The organism is Loktanella sp. S4079 (assembly GCF_000967725.1).
Lineage (GTDB): Bacteria > Pseudomonadota > Alphaproteobacteria > Rhodobacterales > Rhodobacteraceae > Yoonia.
This window is the reverse complement of record NZ_JXYE01000002.1, coordinates 94,606-107,947: the sequence shown is the minus strand read 5'-3', so window position 1 is coordinate 107,947 and position 13,342 is coordinate 94,606. Positions and strand designations below refer to the sequence as shown.

At 55.0% G+C, this 13,342-nt stretch carries 16 protein-coding genes and 1 pseudogene; 7 read left to right on the top strand and 10 right to left on the bottom strand.

What is annotated here, in order from left to right; all coding sequences use genetic code 11:
• Positions 1-19: 19 nt before the first annotated feature.
• Positions 20-1,396, bottom strand: a complete 1,377-nt coding sequence (locus TW80_RS01595; protein WP_157033186.1) for a PepSY-associated TM helix domain-containing protein — start codon at positions 1,394-1,396, stop codon at positions 20-22.
• A gap of 61 nt (positions 1,397-1,457) precedes the next feature.
• Positions 1,458-1,811: a hypothetical protein gene (locus TW80_RS01590; RefSeq protein ID WP_045995621.1), complete on the bottom strand. Its 354-nt coding sequence runs from the start codon at positions 1,809-1,811 to the stop codon at positions 1,458-1,460.
• A gap of 208 nt (positions 1,812-2,019) precedes the next feature.
• On the opposite strand from TW80_RS01590, the gene TW80_RS01585 reads away from it, so the two are divergent.
• Positions 2,020-2,649, top strand: coding sequence for a 50S ribosomal protein L25/general stress protein Ctc (locus tag TW80_RS01585; RefSeq protein WP_045995620.1), 630 nt, complete (start codon positions 2,020-2,022; stop codon positions 2,647-2,649).
• A 57-nt stretch (positions 2,650-2,706) separates the two neighbouring features.
• Here the strand turns inward: TW80_RS01585 and TW80_RS01580 are convergent, their stop codons facing one another.
• Together TW80_RS01580 and TW80_RS01575 are read right to left on the bottom strand one after the other, a co-directional pair.
• The gene (locus TW80_RS01580; RefSeq protein WP_157033185.1) at positions 2,707-3,777 is read right to left on the bottom strand and encodes an acyltransferase family protein; all 1,071 of its coding nucleotides are present in this window, start codon (positions 3,775-3,777) and stop codon (positions 2,707-2,709) included.
• Between the two features lie 151 nt (positions 3,778-3,928).
• Positions 3,929-4,561, bottom strand: a complete 633-nt coding sequence (locus TW80_RS01575; protein ID WP_045995618.1) for a cation transporter — start codon at positions 4,559-4,561, stop codon at positions 3,929-3,931.
• Positions 4,562-4,633: 72 nt separating this feature from the next.
• Between TW80_RS01575 and TW80_RS01570 the strand changes: the two genes are divergently transcribed.
• From TW80_RS01570 to TW80_RS01550, 5 genes are read left to right on the top strand one after another with little or no spacing between them, the layout of a single operon-like run.
• Complete coding sequence (locus tag TW80_RS01570) at positions 4,634-5,050, top strand: MerR family transcriptional regulator (RefSeq protein ID WP_045995617.1); 417 nt, start codon at positions 4,634-4,636, stop codon at positions 5,048-5,050.
• Between the two features lie 32 nt (positions 5,051-5,082).
• A complete protein-coding gene (pth, locus tag TW80_RS01565; protein WP_045995616.1) occupies positions 5,083-5,757 on the top strand; it encodes an aminoacyl-tRNA hydrolase in 675 nt (224 codons plus the stop codon).
• Entirely contained in the window at positions 5,754-6,794 is a 1,041-nt protein-coding gene (locus TW80_RS01560; protein WP_045995615.1) for a DUF2332 domain-containing protein, read from the top strand. Before pth ends, TW80_RS01560 begins: the two co-directional genes overlap by 4 nt.
• The gene (locus TW80_RS01555; protein WP_045995614.1) at positions 6,791-7,939 is read left to right on the top strand and encodes a serine hydrolase domain-containing protein; all 1,149 of its coding nucleotides are present in this window, start codon (positions 6,791-6,793) and stop codon (positions 7,937-7,939) included. The genes TW80_RS01560 and TW80_RS01555 overlap by 4 nt, the downstream gene beginning before the upstream one ends.
• Positions 7,940-7,943: 4 nt before the next feature.
• Positions 7,944-8,327, top strand: a complete 384-nt coding sequence (locus TW80_RS01550) for a DUF2237 family protein (RefSeq protein WP_045995613.1) — start codon at positions 7,944-7,946, stop codon at positions 8,325-8,327.
• Here TW80_RS01550 and TW80_RS01545 read toward each other — a convergent pair.
• From TW80_RS01545 to ihfB, 5 genes and pseudogenes are all read right to left on the bottom strand, one after another.
• Positions 8,324-8,521 (bottom strand): annotated as a pseudogene (locus TW80_RS01545) (helix-turn-helix transcriptional regulator); the annotation flags it as partial. The gene TW80_RS01550 and the pseudogene TW80_RS01545 sit on opposite strands and share 4 nt — an antisense overlap.
• Before the next feature lie 182 nt (positions 8,522-8,703).
• Positions 8,704-9,930, bottom strand: coding sequence for a tryptophan synthase subunit beta (gene trpB / locus TW80_RS01540; RefSeq protein WP_045995612.1), 1,227 nt, complete (start codon positions 9,928-9,930; stop codon positions 8,704-8,706).
• A 92-nt stretch (positions 9,931-10,022) separates the two neighbouring features.
• Complete coding sequence (locus TW80_RS01535) at positions 10,023-10,670, bottom strand: phosphoribosylanthranilate isomerase (protein WP_045995611.1); 648 nt, start codon at positions 10,668-10,670, stop codon at positions 10,023-10,025.
• On the bottom strand, positions 10,670-11,026 hold the full coding sequence (locus TW80_RS01530) for a LapA family protein (protein WP_045995610.1): 357 nt from the start codon (positions 11,024-11,026) through the stop codon (positions 10,670-10,672). Before TW80_RS01530 ends, TW80_RS01535 begins: the two co-directional genes overlap by 1 nt.
• A 27-nt stretch (positions 11,027-11,053) precedes the next feature.
• Complete coding sequence (gene ihfB / locus TW80_RS01525; protein WP_045996936.1) at positions 11,054-11,335, bottom strand: integration host factor subunit beta; 282 nt, start codon at positions 11,333-11,335, stop codon at positions 11,054-11,056.
• 396 nt (positions 11,336-11,731) lie between these two features.
• Between ihfB and TW80_RS01520 the strand changes: the two genes are divergently transcribed.
• Positions 11,732-12,370, top strand: coding sequence for an NAD(P)H-dependent oxidoreductase (locus TW80_RS01520; protein ID WP_045995609.1), 639 nt, complete (start codon positions 11,732-11,734; stop codon positions 12,368-12,370).
• 40 nt (positions 12,371-12,410) lie between these two features.
• Here the strand turns inward: TW80_RS01520 and TW80_RS01515 are convergent, their stop codons facing one another.
• Positions 12,411-13,175, bottom strand: a complete 765-nt coding sequence (locus TW80_RS01515; RefSeq protein ID WP_045995608.1) for an NAD kinase — start codon at positions 13,173-13,175, stop codon at positions 12,411-12,413.
• Between the last annotated feature and the right edge of the window lie 167 nt (positions 13,176-13,342).

Below are 13,342 nucleotides of genomic sequence, written 5' to 3'. Positions count from 1 at the left end.
CAAGACGGGGGCGATAAATTCAGCTGATCATTGCCTTTAGCTTGGGTATCCGCGACAGGATCAAGGTATCAATCGCCAGCACCGTCAGCAGCGCAAGCCCGGCCATAGGGAACGCCATCGACACGCCCAAACCGACCAAAACAGCACCCTGCCACAACGGAAGCTCGCGCGGCATAGGGGGCGCGGCAAGCCGTCCAGCCTTGGTTGGGCGACGTTTCCACCACAACACCAAAGCGCTGGCGCACAGAAACATCACAGCAAGGCAAACAACTGTGTTGGCGAGTACGCTCCACAATCCGAGCGTACCCATGTGCAGCGCGATCCCAACAGCCATTGCCTTGCCGGCCAATGAATAATCTGCATAGCGCACATCAGCTAAAATTTCTCCGCTGAATTGGTCGATATGCACCGTCCGGTCGGTCGTTGGGTTTTCGCTATCGGTACTCATTGAATCGCGACTGATGGTCCAAACCCCTGTCTCATCACGGGGCAAGTTCAACTGGTAGCGCGCATCAAATCCGATCTCGCGGGCCATGGCATCGATGTCGTCTATCGTCAGCGGGCCATCAACCGCGTCGTGCTCAGAATGTTGATCCGAAGCGGGCATCGGCGTCTGCTCTAGGGCCCAAGGTACTTCGCGTCGCGTGTGGTTCATGCTGGCGTGGGTTTCATCAGATAATGGCACATTATCCCATTTCTCTGCGGGGAACTGGCTCCAGGCTTGGACGAATTTTCCGCCCCAAATGCCTGCCCATGCCAGACCTGAAATCAAGAACAACACCAGCACGGCTGACACCCAGATCCCTACAACCCCGTGTAGCGATTTCCACAAACTGCGCCCGCCTGACAATTTCGGCAATAATGCGCGCCGCCAACCGCCGCCTCGCGGCCACCACATGTACAGACCGGTTGCAATCAAAACGAGGCTCAGCGACGCCGCCGTTTCCAGCATCCGATCGCCCGTCACCCCCAGCATCAGATCACTGTGAATGTTATCGAAAAAATCGTACCAACCGCTGCGCCGTGGGAATGTTTCGATGACGGTTGCAGTATAGGGATCAACGGCAACCATGATTGCGTCTTTGCCTTGATCCACACGAAAGAGCGCAGCCAGATCGTCACGGCGTGGCGCGACATATTGCTTAAGCACACCCCCATCAATTGCGGCCACCGCCGCATCGGCCTGTGTTGAAACGGGCTGCGCAGTTGATTGCGGGATGACAGCAGTGCGCTCTCCGTCTCGCCCGTCAATCCACGCGATCCACAGCATCATCATGCCTGTGAATGCCAAGATCATCAGAAATGGGATCACCGCGATCCCAGTGTAAAAATGCCACCGCCATGCAGCAAAATAGAGTTTATTCACGCCATCACGAGGCGCAGTTTTCGTAGTCATTGTTAGACTCCAAGCCAAATTATCGCCCGAGGGCGTCATATTGATTTACGTTTTGCGAAAATCAGGCTTGTGGTGGGGCGCGGCTGCGCCGTCGATGAACGACCGTACCTTGATCGTGGACATTGGCGACATGGGTCGCCTGACGCATGCTCGCTGTTTGGACAGGATCGATTTCGGTGCTGAATGCCGCTGGCAATACGGCCGCCGCAACCAAATGACATGCGGGGCAATGCCCGTGAAGATCGGGACCGTCCGTGTTGCCGCAAAGGTCTTCCCATGAACCGCCAGCCATCAAATAGGCGATTGCATCGGCCGAGATCGGCTGCTGCGGCTTGGCCAGCCCGACGCCCCCCAGCGCCACCAAGAGCGCGAGAGTAATCGTCAGCTTTGCCCAGAACTGCTTTGCGAATCTCATGGCGTTCACTTAACCTATTTTCAGAGGTAGGCACGCATAAAATACCCAATAGAACTTGGGTAAAATCGAAAAATTGCCCTTCTACGCCTCGCTGCATTCGGAAATTCAGCGAAACCCCTTTTCAATAGGACGAATCCCCCCTATAGGCACAGTCCTTACCGGGCCGCACACCCTTGGAGGGCGGCCCATAACATATCGGAGATATATCATGGCTGGACAGATCCCAGATCTTAACGCCAAGGTACGCGCGGGGACAGGCAAGGGGGCCGCCCGCCAAGCTCGCCGTGATGGCGACGTACCTGGCATCGTTTATGGTGGTGGCGCAGAGCCGCAATCCATCAGCATCCCATTCAACTACCTTCTGACAATGCTGCGCAAAGGCCGCTTCATGTCGACGCTCTTCAACCTCAAAGTTGAGGGTCAAGAAGACGTACGTGTGATCTGCCGTGGCGTTCAGCGCGACGTTGTTAAGGATCTGCCAACACACATCGACCTGATGCGCCTCAAGCGCACAAGCCGTGTGAAGCTGTACATTCCTGTTGAGTTTGCAAATGCAGACACATGCCCAGGCGTGAAAAAAGGCGGCGTTCTGACTGTTGTCCGTAACGAAGTCGAGCTCGACGTTCTGGCTGGCGACATTCCTGATCACATCACCGTTGATCTGGCAGAAGCACAGATGGGCGACACAATTCACATCAGCGAAGTAACGCTTCCTGAAGGTGCAAAACCTGTGATCGAACGTGATTTCGTTATCGCGAACATCTCTGCTCCACGCACATTGTCTGCTGACGATGAAGGCGAAGCAGAAGAAGGTGCCGAAGAAGGCGCAGAAGAATAATCCAAAGCAATTGCTTGGATCAAAGGGCATCCCGCGCGGGTGCCCTTTTTCTTTGAGTTAACGCGTCTTTGGTCGAAACCGCCGAGTAAAATTGATCAAGGGGCGTTCAAGCAGCAGATGCGCAAAACACCCAATCAAAACAGCCGCGACAAAGACAGCAGTCGCGACAATCGGCAACGGTAACTCCGCGATGCCTAGCTTTTTGAATACTTGCGCCACGGCGCCCATCGCAGTGATGTGCACCAGATAAATTGCGTAGGATGCATTTCCCAAAAACACTGTGAACTTGGGCGCATGCCAATGCCCTTGCTGTTCGAGCGCCACAACCCCGCAAACCATCGCAGTCGCCGCCAAACCATACAGGATCGTGCGTATCGCAAAATGATAGGTCATGACGCCAAGCGCTTCGGTCAGCCCAATTCCGACAAACGTAATTGCCCCGCCAATTGCCAGCGCGGCAGCAAACCCGCCAACGTATCGCCAAAGCGACACAGCAAGCATCCCAAACAAGAACAACAGATTGTAGGGCGAAAAGAAAAACGTCGGTAGTTCACCGCTATGCCCCAACAGAACCTTCAATGCGCATATAGCAAACCACAGTGCCAGCACCGCGCGTCCAATACCCCGATGCACGAAGCCGATCGCAAAAACCAAATAGAACATCAATTCAAACGACAAGGTCCACTGCACCCCAATGATATGCTGATCAAAGATCGGGAGCATACTCATCGAGATGAGTAAGCTCTTGAGTGTTGGTAAACTGTCGTACACGGCAAATCGCAACGCAATGACAACGCCTAGAACGACCCAAAACACAGGGAAAATGCGTGCAAATCGTGCATAGAGATAGGGCCATAGCCTGCTCCCCTGCCCCATTTCATCGCCATGTCGATAGAACATGATGAACCCAGACAGGACAAAGAAAACCTCGACCCCGGCATAGCCCATATTCAACCCAGCCCATGCCGTCCCGATGTTCAGCGTTTCGGGCAGAATGAAGATATTCATGTGAAATGCGACAACCATCAACGCAGCAACCGCGCGCAAGACTTGAAGGCTCTCAAGACGGTTTTGTGAAACTTGGGTGTTGGTCACGGTGGTTGGTGCAAAGAAACTGAGGCGTAACACGCGTATAACCCTCACTCAAACACGCGTGCTCAGATGCGAGCGGCGCAGAATACATATAATAAAATCAGATCGCAGAGGTGATGAATAAATGAACCACCCGCGAAAATGCTACGCGGGTGGCGACGATGTGTCTAGTCTTGGATGCAACGCTCTATGCGTGATGCCTGTGTGCTGCTTCTTGTTTTCGTTCGGCCATAGATTGTCGAATGATCTGCACTGCTGACGACAAAAACAAACCGGCCATGATGCCTGCAACGATCAGATCGGGCCAGCCCGTTGCCGTTCCCCAAACACCTAGGGCCGCAATCATAACGGCGACATTGCCAATCGCATCATTGCGTGAACACAGCCAGACAGAGCGCACATTTGCGTCACCGTCTTTGTAGCGCATCAACAACAGCACGCTTAGCAAATTCGCGCCCAGCGCCATAAGGCCGATGATCCCCATCACCTCGGCTGTGGGCACGCCAACTGTGAACACACGATAGGCCGTCGCGCCAAAGACCCACAGCCCCATGACCAGCAGGCTGATCCCCTTTGCCATTGCGGCCAAACTGCGTGTGCGCAACGATGCACCAATCACCGCCAGCGAGATACCATAGGTTAATGCATCTGCGAAAAAGTCCAACGCGTCCGCCTGAAGCGCTTGGCTGCGCGCCATATGCCCTGCCGTCATCTCGACGGCAAACATCGCAGCGTTGATCGCAATCACGATCCAAAGCCTGCGTTTGTAGTCTGCGGATACGCCGTCAAATTGCGCATCATGCCCACAACATCCTGACATGGTTTCGTCCTTTCATTTCTGCTCGAATAGACGTAACATCTCTAGGAACTAGAGGTTCAAGAGGTATTTTCAATGTTTTCCATCGGAACGCTCTCGCGCCGGACCGGGGTCAAAATCCCGACAATTCGCTACTACGAAGATATGGGGCTTTTGCCTGAACCCGAGCGGACGGCGGGCAACCAACGCCGCTATAGCCAAGCAGGGCTTGATCGTTTGGGTTTTATCAAGCATGCGCGCGACCTTGGGTTCACAATCGAGGCCATTCGGGCACTCATCGAACTGCATGAGCACCCAGATCATTCTTGTGCCACAGCGAATGCCATCGCCAATGCACAGCTTAGCGATGTACAAGCCAAGATCGCACGGCTGAAACGACTGGAAACGGAACTGCAACGGATCGCTACCCATTGTGACGGTTCTGGCACGGCTGGGGACTGCTATGTATTGACCTCACTTGCCGATCACAGCCTGTGCGAAACCGCGCACTAGCGCTGCGCTGCGGCATAGGTTAAGTAAACCTTATGAAACTTATTGTTGGCTTAGGTAATCCTGGCGCGAAATACGCGCGCAATCGTCACAACATCGGCTTTATGGCCCTGGATGTTATTGCTGCAGATCATGGTTTTTCACCTTGGCGCAGCAAATTTCAGGCGCAGATCTGCGAAGGTCGGTTTGGTTCTGAAAAGGTTGCGCTATTGAAACCTGAAACATTCATGAACCTGTCAGGGCAGTCCGTCGGAGAGGCGATGCGCTATCTCAAGCTCGCCCCCGAAGACATTATTGTTTTCCATGACGAACTCGATCTTGCCCCCGGTAAGGTGCGGCTCAAGACGGGTGGCGGTCATGCAGGTCATAACGGGCTGCGGTCAATCCACGGTCATATCGGACCTGACTATGACCGCGTGCGGCTTGGTATTGGGCACCCCGGCCACAAGGATGCTGTTGCAGGCTATGTTCTGCGCGACTTTGCCAAGGCCGACGCCGAATGGCTTGACGATGAGATGCGTGGGATCAGCGATGGCATTGCCGCCCTCGTAGCCGGTGATGGGCCAAAATTCCTAAATGCCATCGCGTTCCGCGTCGCCCCGCCAAGATCATCCACCAGCAAACCAAAGCCAAAGCCCAAAGTTGCTGAACCCGCACCAGAGCAGGACACGCGCTCGCCCATGCAAAAGCTCGTGGATCGGTTTCGTTGATCCCACCACAGGTCTCTGAGGCATTTGAATTTCAATCAAAAGCCTGCATCGACCTCGGTTCGCCCTTTATGGGGCAATTAATGCGACTATGCGCAACGCAGGAATGGCCGGACTGCGACGTTACACAGCGGATTATGCAGTGGCGCGGCGACCTAAGCCCGCGCGGGCAATCGGTCCCCCTTCGGCTGGCAGGTGCGCTACACGCATTACGCCTGATGGGCAACGCATCGCTCGCGGCCGCCTATCCACCTAGTTCGGTCGATGACGCGCAATTATGGAAAGCCGTATGCGCCGCGCTAATCAATCATGGCACCACAATCATGGAGTGGCTCGATTTTGCACCCCAAACAAACGAGGTACGTCGTTCGGCCGTATTGATCGCAGTGGGACATTGGCTAAGCGCGCGCTACGGCCTGCCAATTCGTACGTCTGAACTGGGTGCAAGCGCGGGATTAAACCTGCAATGGGACCAATACCAGCTCACCATTGACGGCCACCACTTTGGCGCGGCGGACCCGATACTGTCCCTTACCCCCGACTGGGTCGGTGCCCTGCCGCCGCATACACCCGTGGATGTGATTTCGCGCGCTGGTGTTGATATCAATCCACTCTCCCTGCAAACCGATGCGCTACGGCTGCAAGCCTACCTGTGGCCAGATCAGCCAGAACGCATGCAGCTAACGCAATCCGCGATCACGGCTTGCAATACACCAGTAGACAAAGCAGACGCGATCGATTGGCTGCGCGCGCGGCTCTTTCATCAAACCGGCACGCTACACCTGATCTATAGCACCGTGGCTTGGCAGTATTTCCCCCCAGACAAGCAAGAGCAGGGTGAAAAGATAATTCGCGAAGCCGGGCAAAGCGCGACGCAGAATGCACCAGTCGCTTGGTTTCAAATGGAAACTGATGGTACCACACCCGGTGCCGCGCTTACCCTGCGGCTATGGCCCGGCGATATTCGGATTGCCTGTGGACGCGCGGATTTTCACGGGCGCTGGGTTCACTGGACCGCCCAGACAGAGGACATGACATGAGCAACCTATCTTGGGTGATCGCCACGCTTTGCGGATTACTCGCGGGGCTCGCCTTTGCCCGTCGTGATCAAATCATGCGGCTTTATCATGTGCTTGGGCTATTTCGCGCGGATCGGATCGTTCAGAACTTTTCGCAGATGAATAGGATATTCCTGAGCGATCAGTTCCCTTCGCATGCACACCCATCGCCGCTTCCGGTCGGGGCCAAGGTCACCCTACCTAAAACAGCGCGCGATTGGGTTCGTGACCGCAACGTAACGGGCATTGTGGTGCTGAAAAACGGCGCGCGCGTGTTTGAAGAATACTACCACGGAACCATACCCAACGACGTACGCATCAACTGGTCGGTCTCTAAAAGCTACCTTTCGGCGCTATGCGGTGCGATCGTCGCAGAGGGGGCAATCGCCGATATCAACGATCCGGTGGTGAAATATGCGCCTGCACTCGCGCAAACTGCCTACAAAGACGCCACCGTCAAAGACGTGCTACAGATGTCGTCGGGACTGGCCTTCGACGAAGACTACATGGCGTTCTTCTCTGACATCAACCGAATGGGCCGCGTGTTGGCTTTGGGCGGGTCAATGGATGGCTTTGCACTAAAGCAAACCAAATCCGCCGCCCCGGCAGGCGCGCGTATGGAGTATGTCTCCATCGACACGCATGTTTTGGGTATGGTGATCCGCGGGGCAACAGGACGTGGCATCGCTGATCTCATGCACGAGAAAATCATCGAGCCGCTCGGGTTTGAAGCTGCGCCATACTACCTGACCGATGGGAACGGGGTCGCCTTTGCCCTCGGCGGGCTGAACGCGACGACGCGCGATAATGCGCGCTTTGGACAAATGATTACACAGGGCGGGTTGTGGCAGGGCCGCCAAATCGTACCCACCGCGTGGATTGATGAATCCACCGTTGCTAGCGCCAAAACAGCACCGGACGAGATTGGCTACGGCTACCAATGGTGGGTGCCAAAGGGCTATGTAGACGGTCAGTTCATTGCGCGTGGGATTTATGGTCAGTACATCTATATTGACCGTATCAAAAACGTTGTCATCGCCGTTCACAGTGCTGACCGTTCGTTCCGCGACGATGGCGTGAACGAAGAAAGCGAAAATATACTCAGGCAAATTGCAGAAAGCGTGTAATTCAATGGAAAAAGACCCATCATTTAACGTTCTTGGCAGCAGTCTGACCCCATGCTCGGTCGCACCTATGACCGGTTTTTTCCGTAACGGATCGTGCGATACATGTGCCCAAGACACCGGAAGCCACACGGTCTGCGCCATCATGACCCCAGAGTTTCTGGCCTATTCGAAATATGTCGGGAACGACCTTTCGACACCCCGCCCAGAGTACGGGTTCAAAGGGCTCAAGCCGGGCGATAGCTGGTGTCTGTGCGCCAGTCGTTTCCTGCAGGCCCACGAAGAAGGATGCGCCCCGCAAGTCAACCTGCACGCCACACATGTCCGCGCACTAGAGATTGTTTCGATCGACGTGCTGCGTATCTATGCGGCAGGATCGGACCTGAACTAAACTTGGCCAGTGTCTGCCATCAATTCGTCGATAAATAGGCTCAAGAGCTGCGTACGCCCCGTTACGCCAGCCTTGCGAAAGATCGCGTTGGTTTGCGCCTTTATCGTTCCTTCACTGACGCCACGCAGCTCTGCTATTTCTTGGGTTGATAGCCCCTTAATCGCGAACAAAGCTACGTCGCGTTCGGCGGGCGTCTAGCAGAAGTTTTTTCACGGCTCAGTTCCTTTTCAAACATGCGGACCCCAGATTTGCGGTCCGTCGGTTTGATATTCGCCATCCATCGCGGCTGGGGCCATTGATCTGGGGTTTATCGAAGGGAACTTAAACCTAAGATTAAGGGCCTAAACTTTCGTTTAGACCCTCAAATTCTTGTCGATTAGGTATTCATGTCAAAGCCAAGATGCTTGGCGACGGTAAAGATGTCTTTGTCGCCGCGGCCGCACATATTCATGACCAACAGGTGATCTTTGGGCAGCTCTGGCGCGATCTTGATCACATGGGCCAGCGCATGTGATGGCTCTAGCGCCGGAATGATCCCTTCGAGAGAGCAGCACAGTTGAAACGCCTCTAGCGCCTCTTTATCGGTGATCGCCACATACTTCGCCCGGCCGATTTCATGCAGCCATGCGTGCTCTGGCCCGATACCGGGGTAATCAAGACCAGCAGAGATGCTGAAACCTTCCAAAATTTGGCCATCGTCATCTTGCAAAAGATAGGTGCGGTTTCCGTGTAGTACCCCCGGACGCCCGCCAGTGAGCGAAGCACAGTGTTCCATCTTGGCGTTTACGCCTTTGCCGCCCGCCTCAACACCGATGATATTCACGTCTTTGTCGTCGAGGAACGGAAAGAACAGACCCATAGCATTCGAGCCACCGCCAATCGCAGCGATCAGCGTATCAGGCAGACGACCCTCGGCGGCAAGGATTTGCTCTTTGGTTTCTTTGCCGATAATCGCCTGAAAATCGCGAACCATCGCAGGGTATGGATGCGGACCAGCGACCGTGCCGATGCAATAGAAGGTGTTGTCAACGTTGGTCACCCAGTCGCGCAACGCATCGTTCATCGCGTCTTTCAATGTGCCGCGCCCCGAAGTCACGGGCACAACCTCAGCACCGAGCAGGCGCATACGGAACACATTCGGGGCTTGGCGTTCAACGTCATGCGCGCCCATGTAGACCACACATTTTAGTCCGAATTTCGCACAAACGGTCGCTGTCGCAACACCGTGCTGTCCAGCACCAGTTTCGGCGATAATGCGGGTTTTTCCCATACGGCGGGCCAGAATGATCTGACCCAGCACGTTGTTAATCTTATGTGCGCCGGTGTGGTTCAGCTCGTCCCGTTTTAGGTAAATCTTAGCCCCACCCAAATGTTCAGTCAGGCGTTCCGCATGGTATAGCGGGCTGGGGCGGCCAACGTAGTTCGCCCACAGATCATTCATTTCCGCCCAGAATGTTTCATCAGTCTTGGCATGCTCATACTGTTCCTCAAGTTCGAGGATTAGCGGCATCAGGGTTTCCGAAACAAAGCGGCCCCCAAAATCACCAAAACGACCCTTTTCGTCGGGTCCGGTCATGAAGCTGTTGAATAGATCGTTGGCCATGTCACACCTAGTTTTATCGCGCACGTCAGAACTAGCGCCATTGCGCATAATGGTAAAGCGCATGCCAGCCGGCAATCGCCTGCATTGTCGAATTAAGCGGTTTGCGCCGCGCGGCAGAACGACGCGATCAATGCTGCATCCTTAACACCTGGCGCGGTTTCCACGCCGCTGGATACATCAACTTGCTTTGCGCCGGTTAGCTGGATTGCTTCGGCCACATTGTCTGGGGTTAGCCCGCCGGCCAACATCCAAGGCACAGGCCACCGCCGTCCCGCGATCAAACGCCAGTCGAACGACAGGCCATTCCCACCCGGCAAATCCGCATCCTTTGGCGGCTTGGCATCCACAAGGATTTGGTCCGCAACCTGCGCATATTCGTCTAGCGCAGGCAGGTCCGCGGCAGATGACACGCCAACAGCCTTCATGATTGGCAAGCCATAGCGACGTCGTAAATAGGAAACCCGCTCTGGGCTTTCTGATCCGTGCAGTTGCAAAACATCCAACGGCACCCGATCAAGAATGGCGTCGAGCGCGGCATCATCCGCATTCACGAAAAGCCCCACTTTGGCAATGCCGACAGGCACATCCAAAGCAACGGCTGCCGCCTCGGCAATTTCAACATTGCGAGGCGATTTTGGAAAAAAGACCAAACCGACATAGGCTACCCCTGCATCAGCGGCAGCCTGAACCATCTGCGTGTCGCGTAGACCGCAGATTTTCACACGAACGTCAGAGGACATCAGCTTGCGTTTTCTAACAGGGCCAGCACGTCGTCACTGCTTTTGGCGCCAACGGCTTCGCCGCGCAGTTTTTGCACTTCACGGCGCAGCACATCTAGCTCACGGCTTTTGGCGCGTGACGCAGCACGGACACGATGTTCACGCACCCATTCCCACAAGAAACCAATCATCAGCCCAGCGCCGACGCCCAAGAATATGACTATGAACAGTGGTAGCTGCACGTCAGGCGAAATGCCTAACAGATCCGCGACAGGTGTCGGCATCGCGCGTACTGTCACCAGCCCACGATTTGCCAATCCGATCAGGATCAAGCACAGACCTACAATTGCCCAAAAGGCATAGCGAATGGTTTTCATGGTACCCTCTTAGTTACCGTTTATGCGTTAGTTGCCGTTCAGGCGATCACGCAACAGCTTACCAGTCTTGAAAAACGGAACATGCTTTTCTTCGACTTCGACCGCTTCGCCGGTGCGCGGGTTCCTCCCGATGCGTTGATCACGTTTCTTGACGGAAAACGCACCAAAACCGCGCAGCTCAACGCGATCACCGCGCGACATTGCCTCTGTTATTTCTTCGAAGATGGTATTCACGATTTTCTCAACGTCACGTTGATACAAATGCGGGTTGTCGTCGGCGATTTTTTGAATCAATTCAGATCGGATCATAACAAGTGGCCTCCCAAAATAACACATAGCACATACTGCGAGTTTGTCCCCGCTTTTCAAATGACTATAGGCAGTTTGCCGCCTTCGGGAAATAGCCGTAAACGTCGGTTTGTGTCCAAAATTCAAGCTTACGCCAAAATATTTGCCCCCTTTAAGGTCACCGCACCACAGGTCAAGCACCCAAAGGTAGATTGCTGCATCACAGCATATTTGAACGATTCGGGGATGCCGCAGCGCAGATATGCTAGGTTTTGTGAATTGCTGCACCATGCAGATGTGACGTTGTGCAGCCGCAAACAGACCCTGTGCGACCTATGGGGTTCCGGTCTGTAGGTTTCCGCCCCAAATATGCCTCAGAACAACGCGGGGCTGCCCCGCCCCAAAAGGAATAATGAAATGCTACAAGAACGTTTGAACTGGCGTTACGCCACCAAGAAAATGGACCCCAGCAAGTCAGTCCCAGAAGAAAAAGTAGAGGCAATCCTCGAAGCGATCCGCCTTGCTCCGACGTCCAGCGGCCTTCAGCCATTCGAAGTGATCGTTGTGACCGACCCAGAAGTGCGCGCAAAACTGAAAGACGCTGCATTCGACCAAGAGCAATTGGTTGACGGTAGCCACCTGCTGGTATTCGCCGCATGGGACAACTACACCGAAGCGCGCATCGACGGCGTCGTCACCGAAACCGGCAAAGCGCGCGGTGGCGTGACCGAAGCACTGACAGGTTACTATGACCGCCTGAAAGGCATGTACTTGCCGCGCCCCGAAGAAGTAAACTTTGAACATGCGGCACGTCAGGCATACATCGGCCTTGGCCTCGCGCTGACGGCGGCTGCATTCGAAGAAGTCGACAGCACCCCAATGGAAGGCTTTGAGCCCGAAAAATTCGACGAAATCCTTGGCCTGCGTGAACGTGGCCTGCGTTCTGTCGCAATCATGCCACTGGGCTACCGCGATGCCGAAGGCGACTGGCTGAATGGCCAAGCCAAAGTACGCCGCGACGCTGACAAGTTTATCACGCGTATCGACGCTGCTTAATCGCACAATATTGCACGCCCCTGATTGGGGCGTGCAGTTCTTAGACGAACTGCTCTCTGATCAGGCGCTCTTCGAGCCCATGACCGGGATCAAAGAGGATACGGTGTTTCACCATCGGCTCTGATCTGATCTCAACGCTGGCGACATTGCGCACTGACTTTCCATCTGCGTCAGCCATCACGGGGCGTTTCCCCGGATCAATCACGTCAAACCGCACCACCGCGCGTTTAGGTAGCAACGCGCCACGCCAGCGGCGCGGACGAAACGCAGACATTGCGGTCAGCGCCAATACATCGGACCCGATTGGCAGAATCGGACCATGCGCGGAGTAGTTATAGGCCGTCGATCCCGCAGGTGTCGCCAGCAGCGCGCCATCGCAAACCAACTCTTGCATGCGCAGCTTTCCATCGACGGTGATCCGCAACTTGGCAGCCTGCGGACCGGCGCGCAGCAGGCTGACTTCGTTGATGGCCAAGGCTTCGCGCATATCGCCATCAACCGTCAGGGCCGTCATGGTCAACGGGTTGATCACCTCTTCGACGGCGGCGTGCAATCGTTCAGCCAATTCCTCTGCATGAAACTCGTTCATCAAGAAACCCACGGTGCCGCGGTTCATTCCGTAAACCGGAACGTCCAACCCTTGCGTACCATGCAACGTGTCCAACATGAAACCGTCACCACCCAACGCAACGATCACCTCTGCCTGATCCACTGGCAGATCGCCGTATCTTTCGCTCAGCTCCCGTTTGGCCGCTTGGGCGCTTGGGACGGGGCTTGCAAGAAATGCGATCTTGGGCTGCGACATCGTAAAAGTTTCCTCTTGTTCCGGACAGTTGTGCTTTGATCATTCCCGAAACACAAGTCGCGGATAAGAAACCTTCATGACGCGCTCATAAAGATCATGGTCGTTTTGATGCTTTAGAACAGGGCAGTCCTACGGTATGAGAGGCCAATCATCCTGCTTTTGGCACC

What these genes read in the sequence shown, in the direction of transcription:
- TW80_RS01515 (WP_045995608.1), bottom strand. Translation starts at nt 13,175, where the DNA reads ATGTCGCAGCCCAAGATCGCATTTCTTGCAAGCCCCGTCCCAAGCGCC.
- TW80_RS01590 (WP_045995621.1), bottom strand. Translation starts at nt 1,811, where the DNA reads ATGAGATTCGCAAAGCAGTTCTGGGCAAAGCTGACGATTACTCTCGCG.
- TW80_RS01550 (WP_045995613.1), top strand. Translation starts at nt 7,944, where the DNA reads ATGGAAAAAGACCCATCATTTAACGTTCTTGGCAGCAGTCTGACCCCA.
- TW80_RS01530 (WP_045995610.1), bottom strand. Translation starts at nt 11,026, where the DNA reads ATGAAAACCATTCGCTATGCCTTTTGGGCAATTGTAGGTCTGTGCTTG.
- TW80_RS01570 (WP_045995617.1), top strand. Translation starts at nt 4,634, where the DNA reads ATGTTTTCCATCGGAACGCTCTCGCGCCGGACCGGGGTCAAAATCCCG.
- TW80_RS01595 (WP_157033186.1), bottom strand. Translation starts at nt 1,396, where the DNA reads ATGACTACGAAAACTGCGCCTCGTGATGGCGTGAATAAACTCTATTTT.
- TW80_RS01535 (WP_045995611.1), bottom strand. Translation starts at nt 10,670, where the DNA reads ATGTCCTCTGACGTTCGTGTGAAAATCTGCGGTCTACGCGACACGCAG.
- trpB (WP_045995612.1), bottom strand. Translation starts at nt 9,930, where the DNA reads ATGGCCAACGATCTATTCAACAGCTTCATGACCGGACCCGACGAAAAG.
- TW80_RS01555 (WP_045995614.1), top strand. Translation starts at nt 6,791, where the DNA reads ATGAGCAACCTATCTTGGGTGATCGCCACGCTTTGCGGATTACTCGCG.
- pth (WP_045995616.1), top strand. Translation starts at nt 5,083, where the DNA reads ATGAAACTTATTGTTGGCTTAGGTAATCCTGGCGCGAAATACGCGCGC.
- ihfB (WP_045996936.1), bottom strand. Translation starts at nt 11,335, where the DNA reads ATGATCCGATCTGAATTGATTCAAAAAATCGCCGACGACAACCCGCAT.
- TW80_RS01520 (WP_045995609.1), top strand. Translation starts at nt 11,732, where the DNA reads ATGCTACAAGAACGTTTGAACTGGCGTTACGCCACCAAGAAAATGGAC.
- TW80_RS01585 (WP_045995620.1), top strand. Translation starts at nt 2,020, where the DNA reads ATGGCTGGACAGATCCCAGATCTTAACGCCAAGGTACGCGCGGGGACA.
- TW80_RS01575 (WP_045995618.1), bottom strand. Translation starts at nt 4,561, where the DNA reads ATGTCAGGATGTTGTGGGCATGATGCGCAATTTGACGGCGTATCCGCA.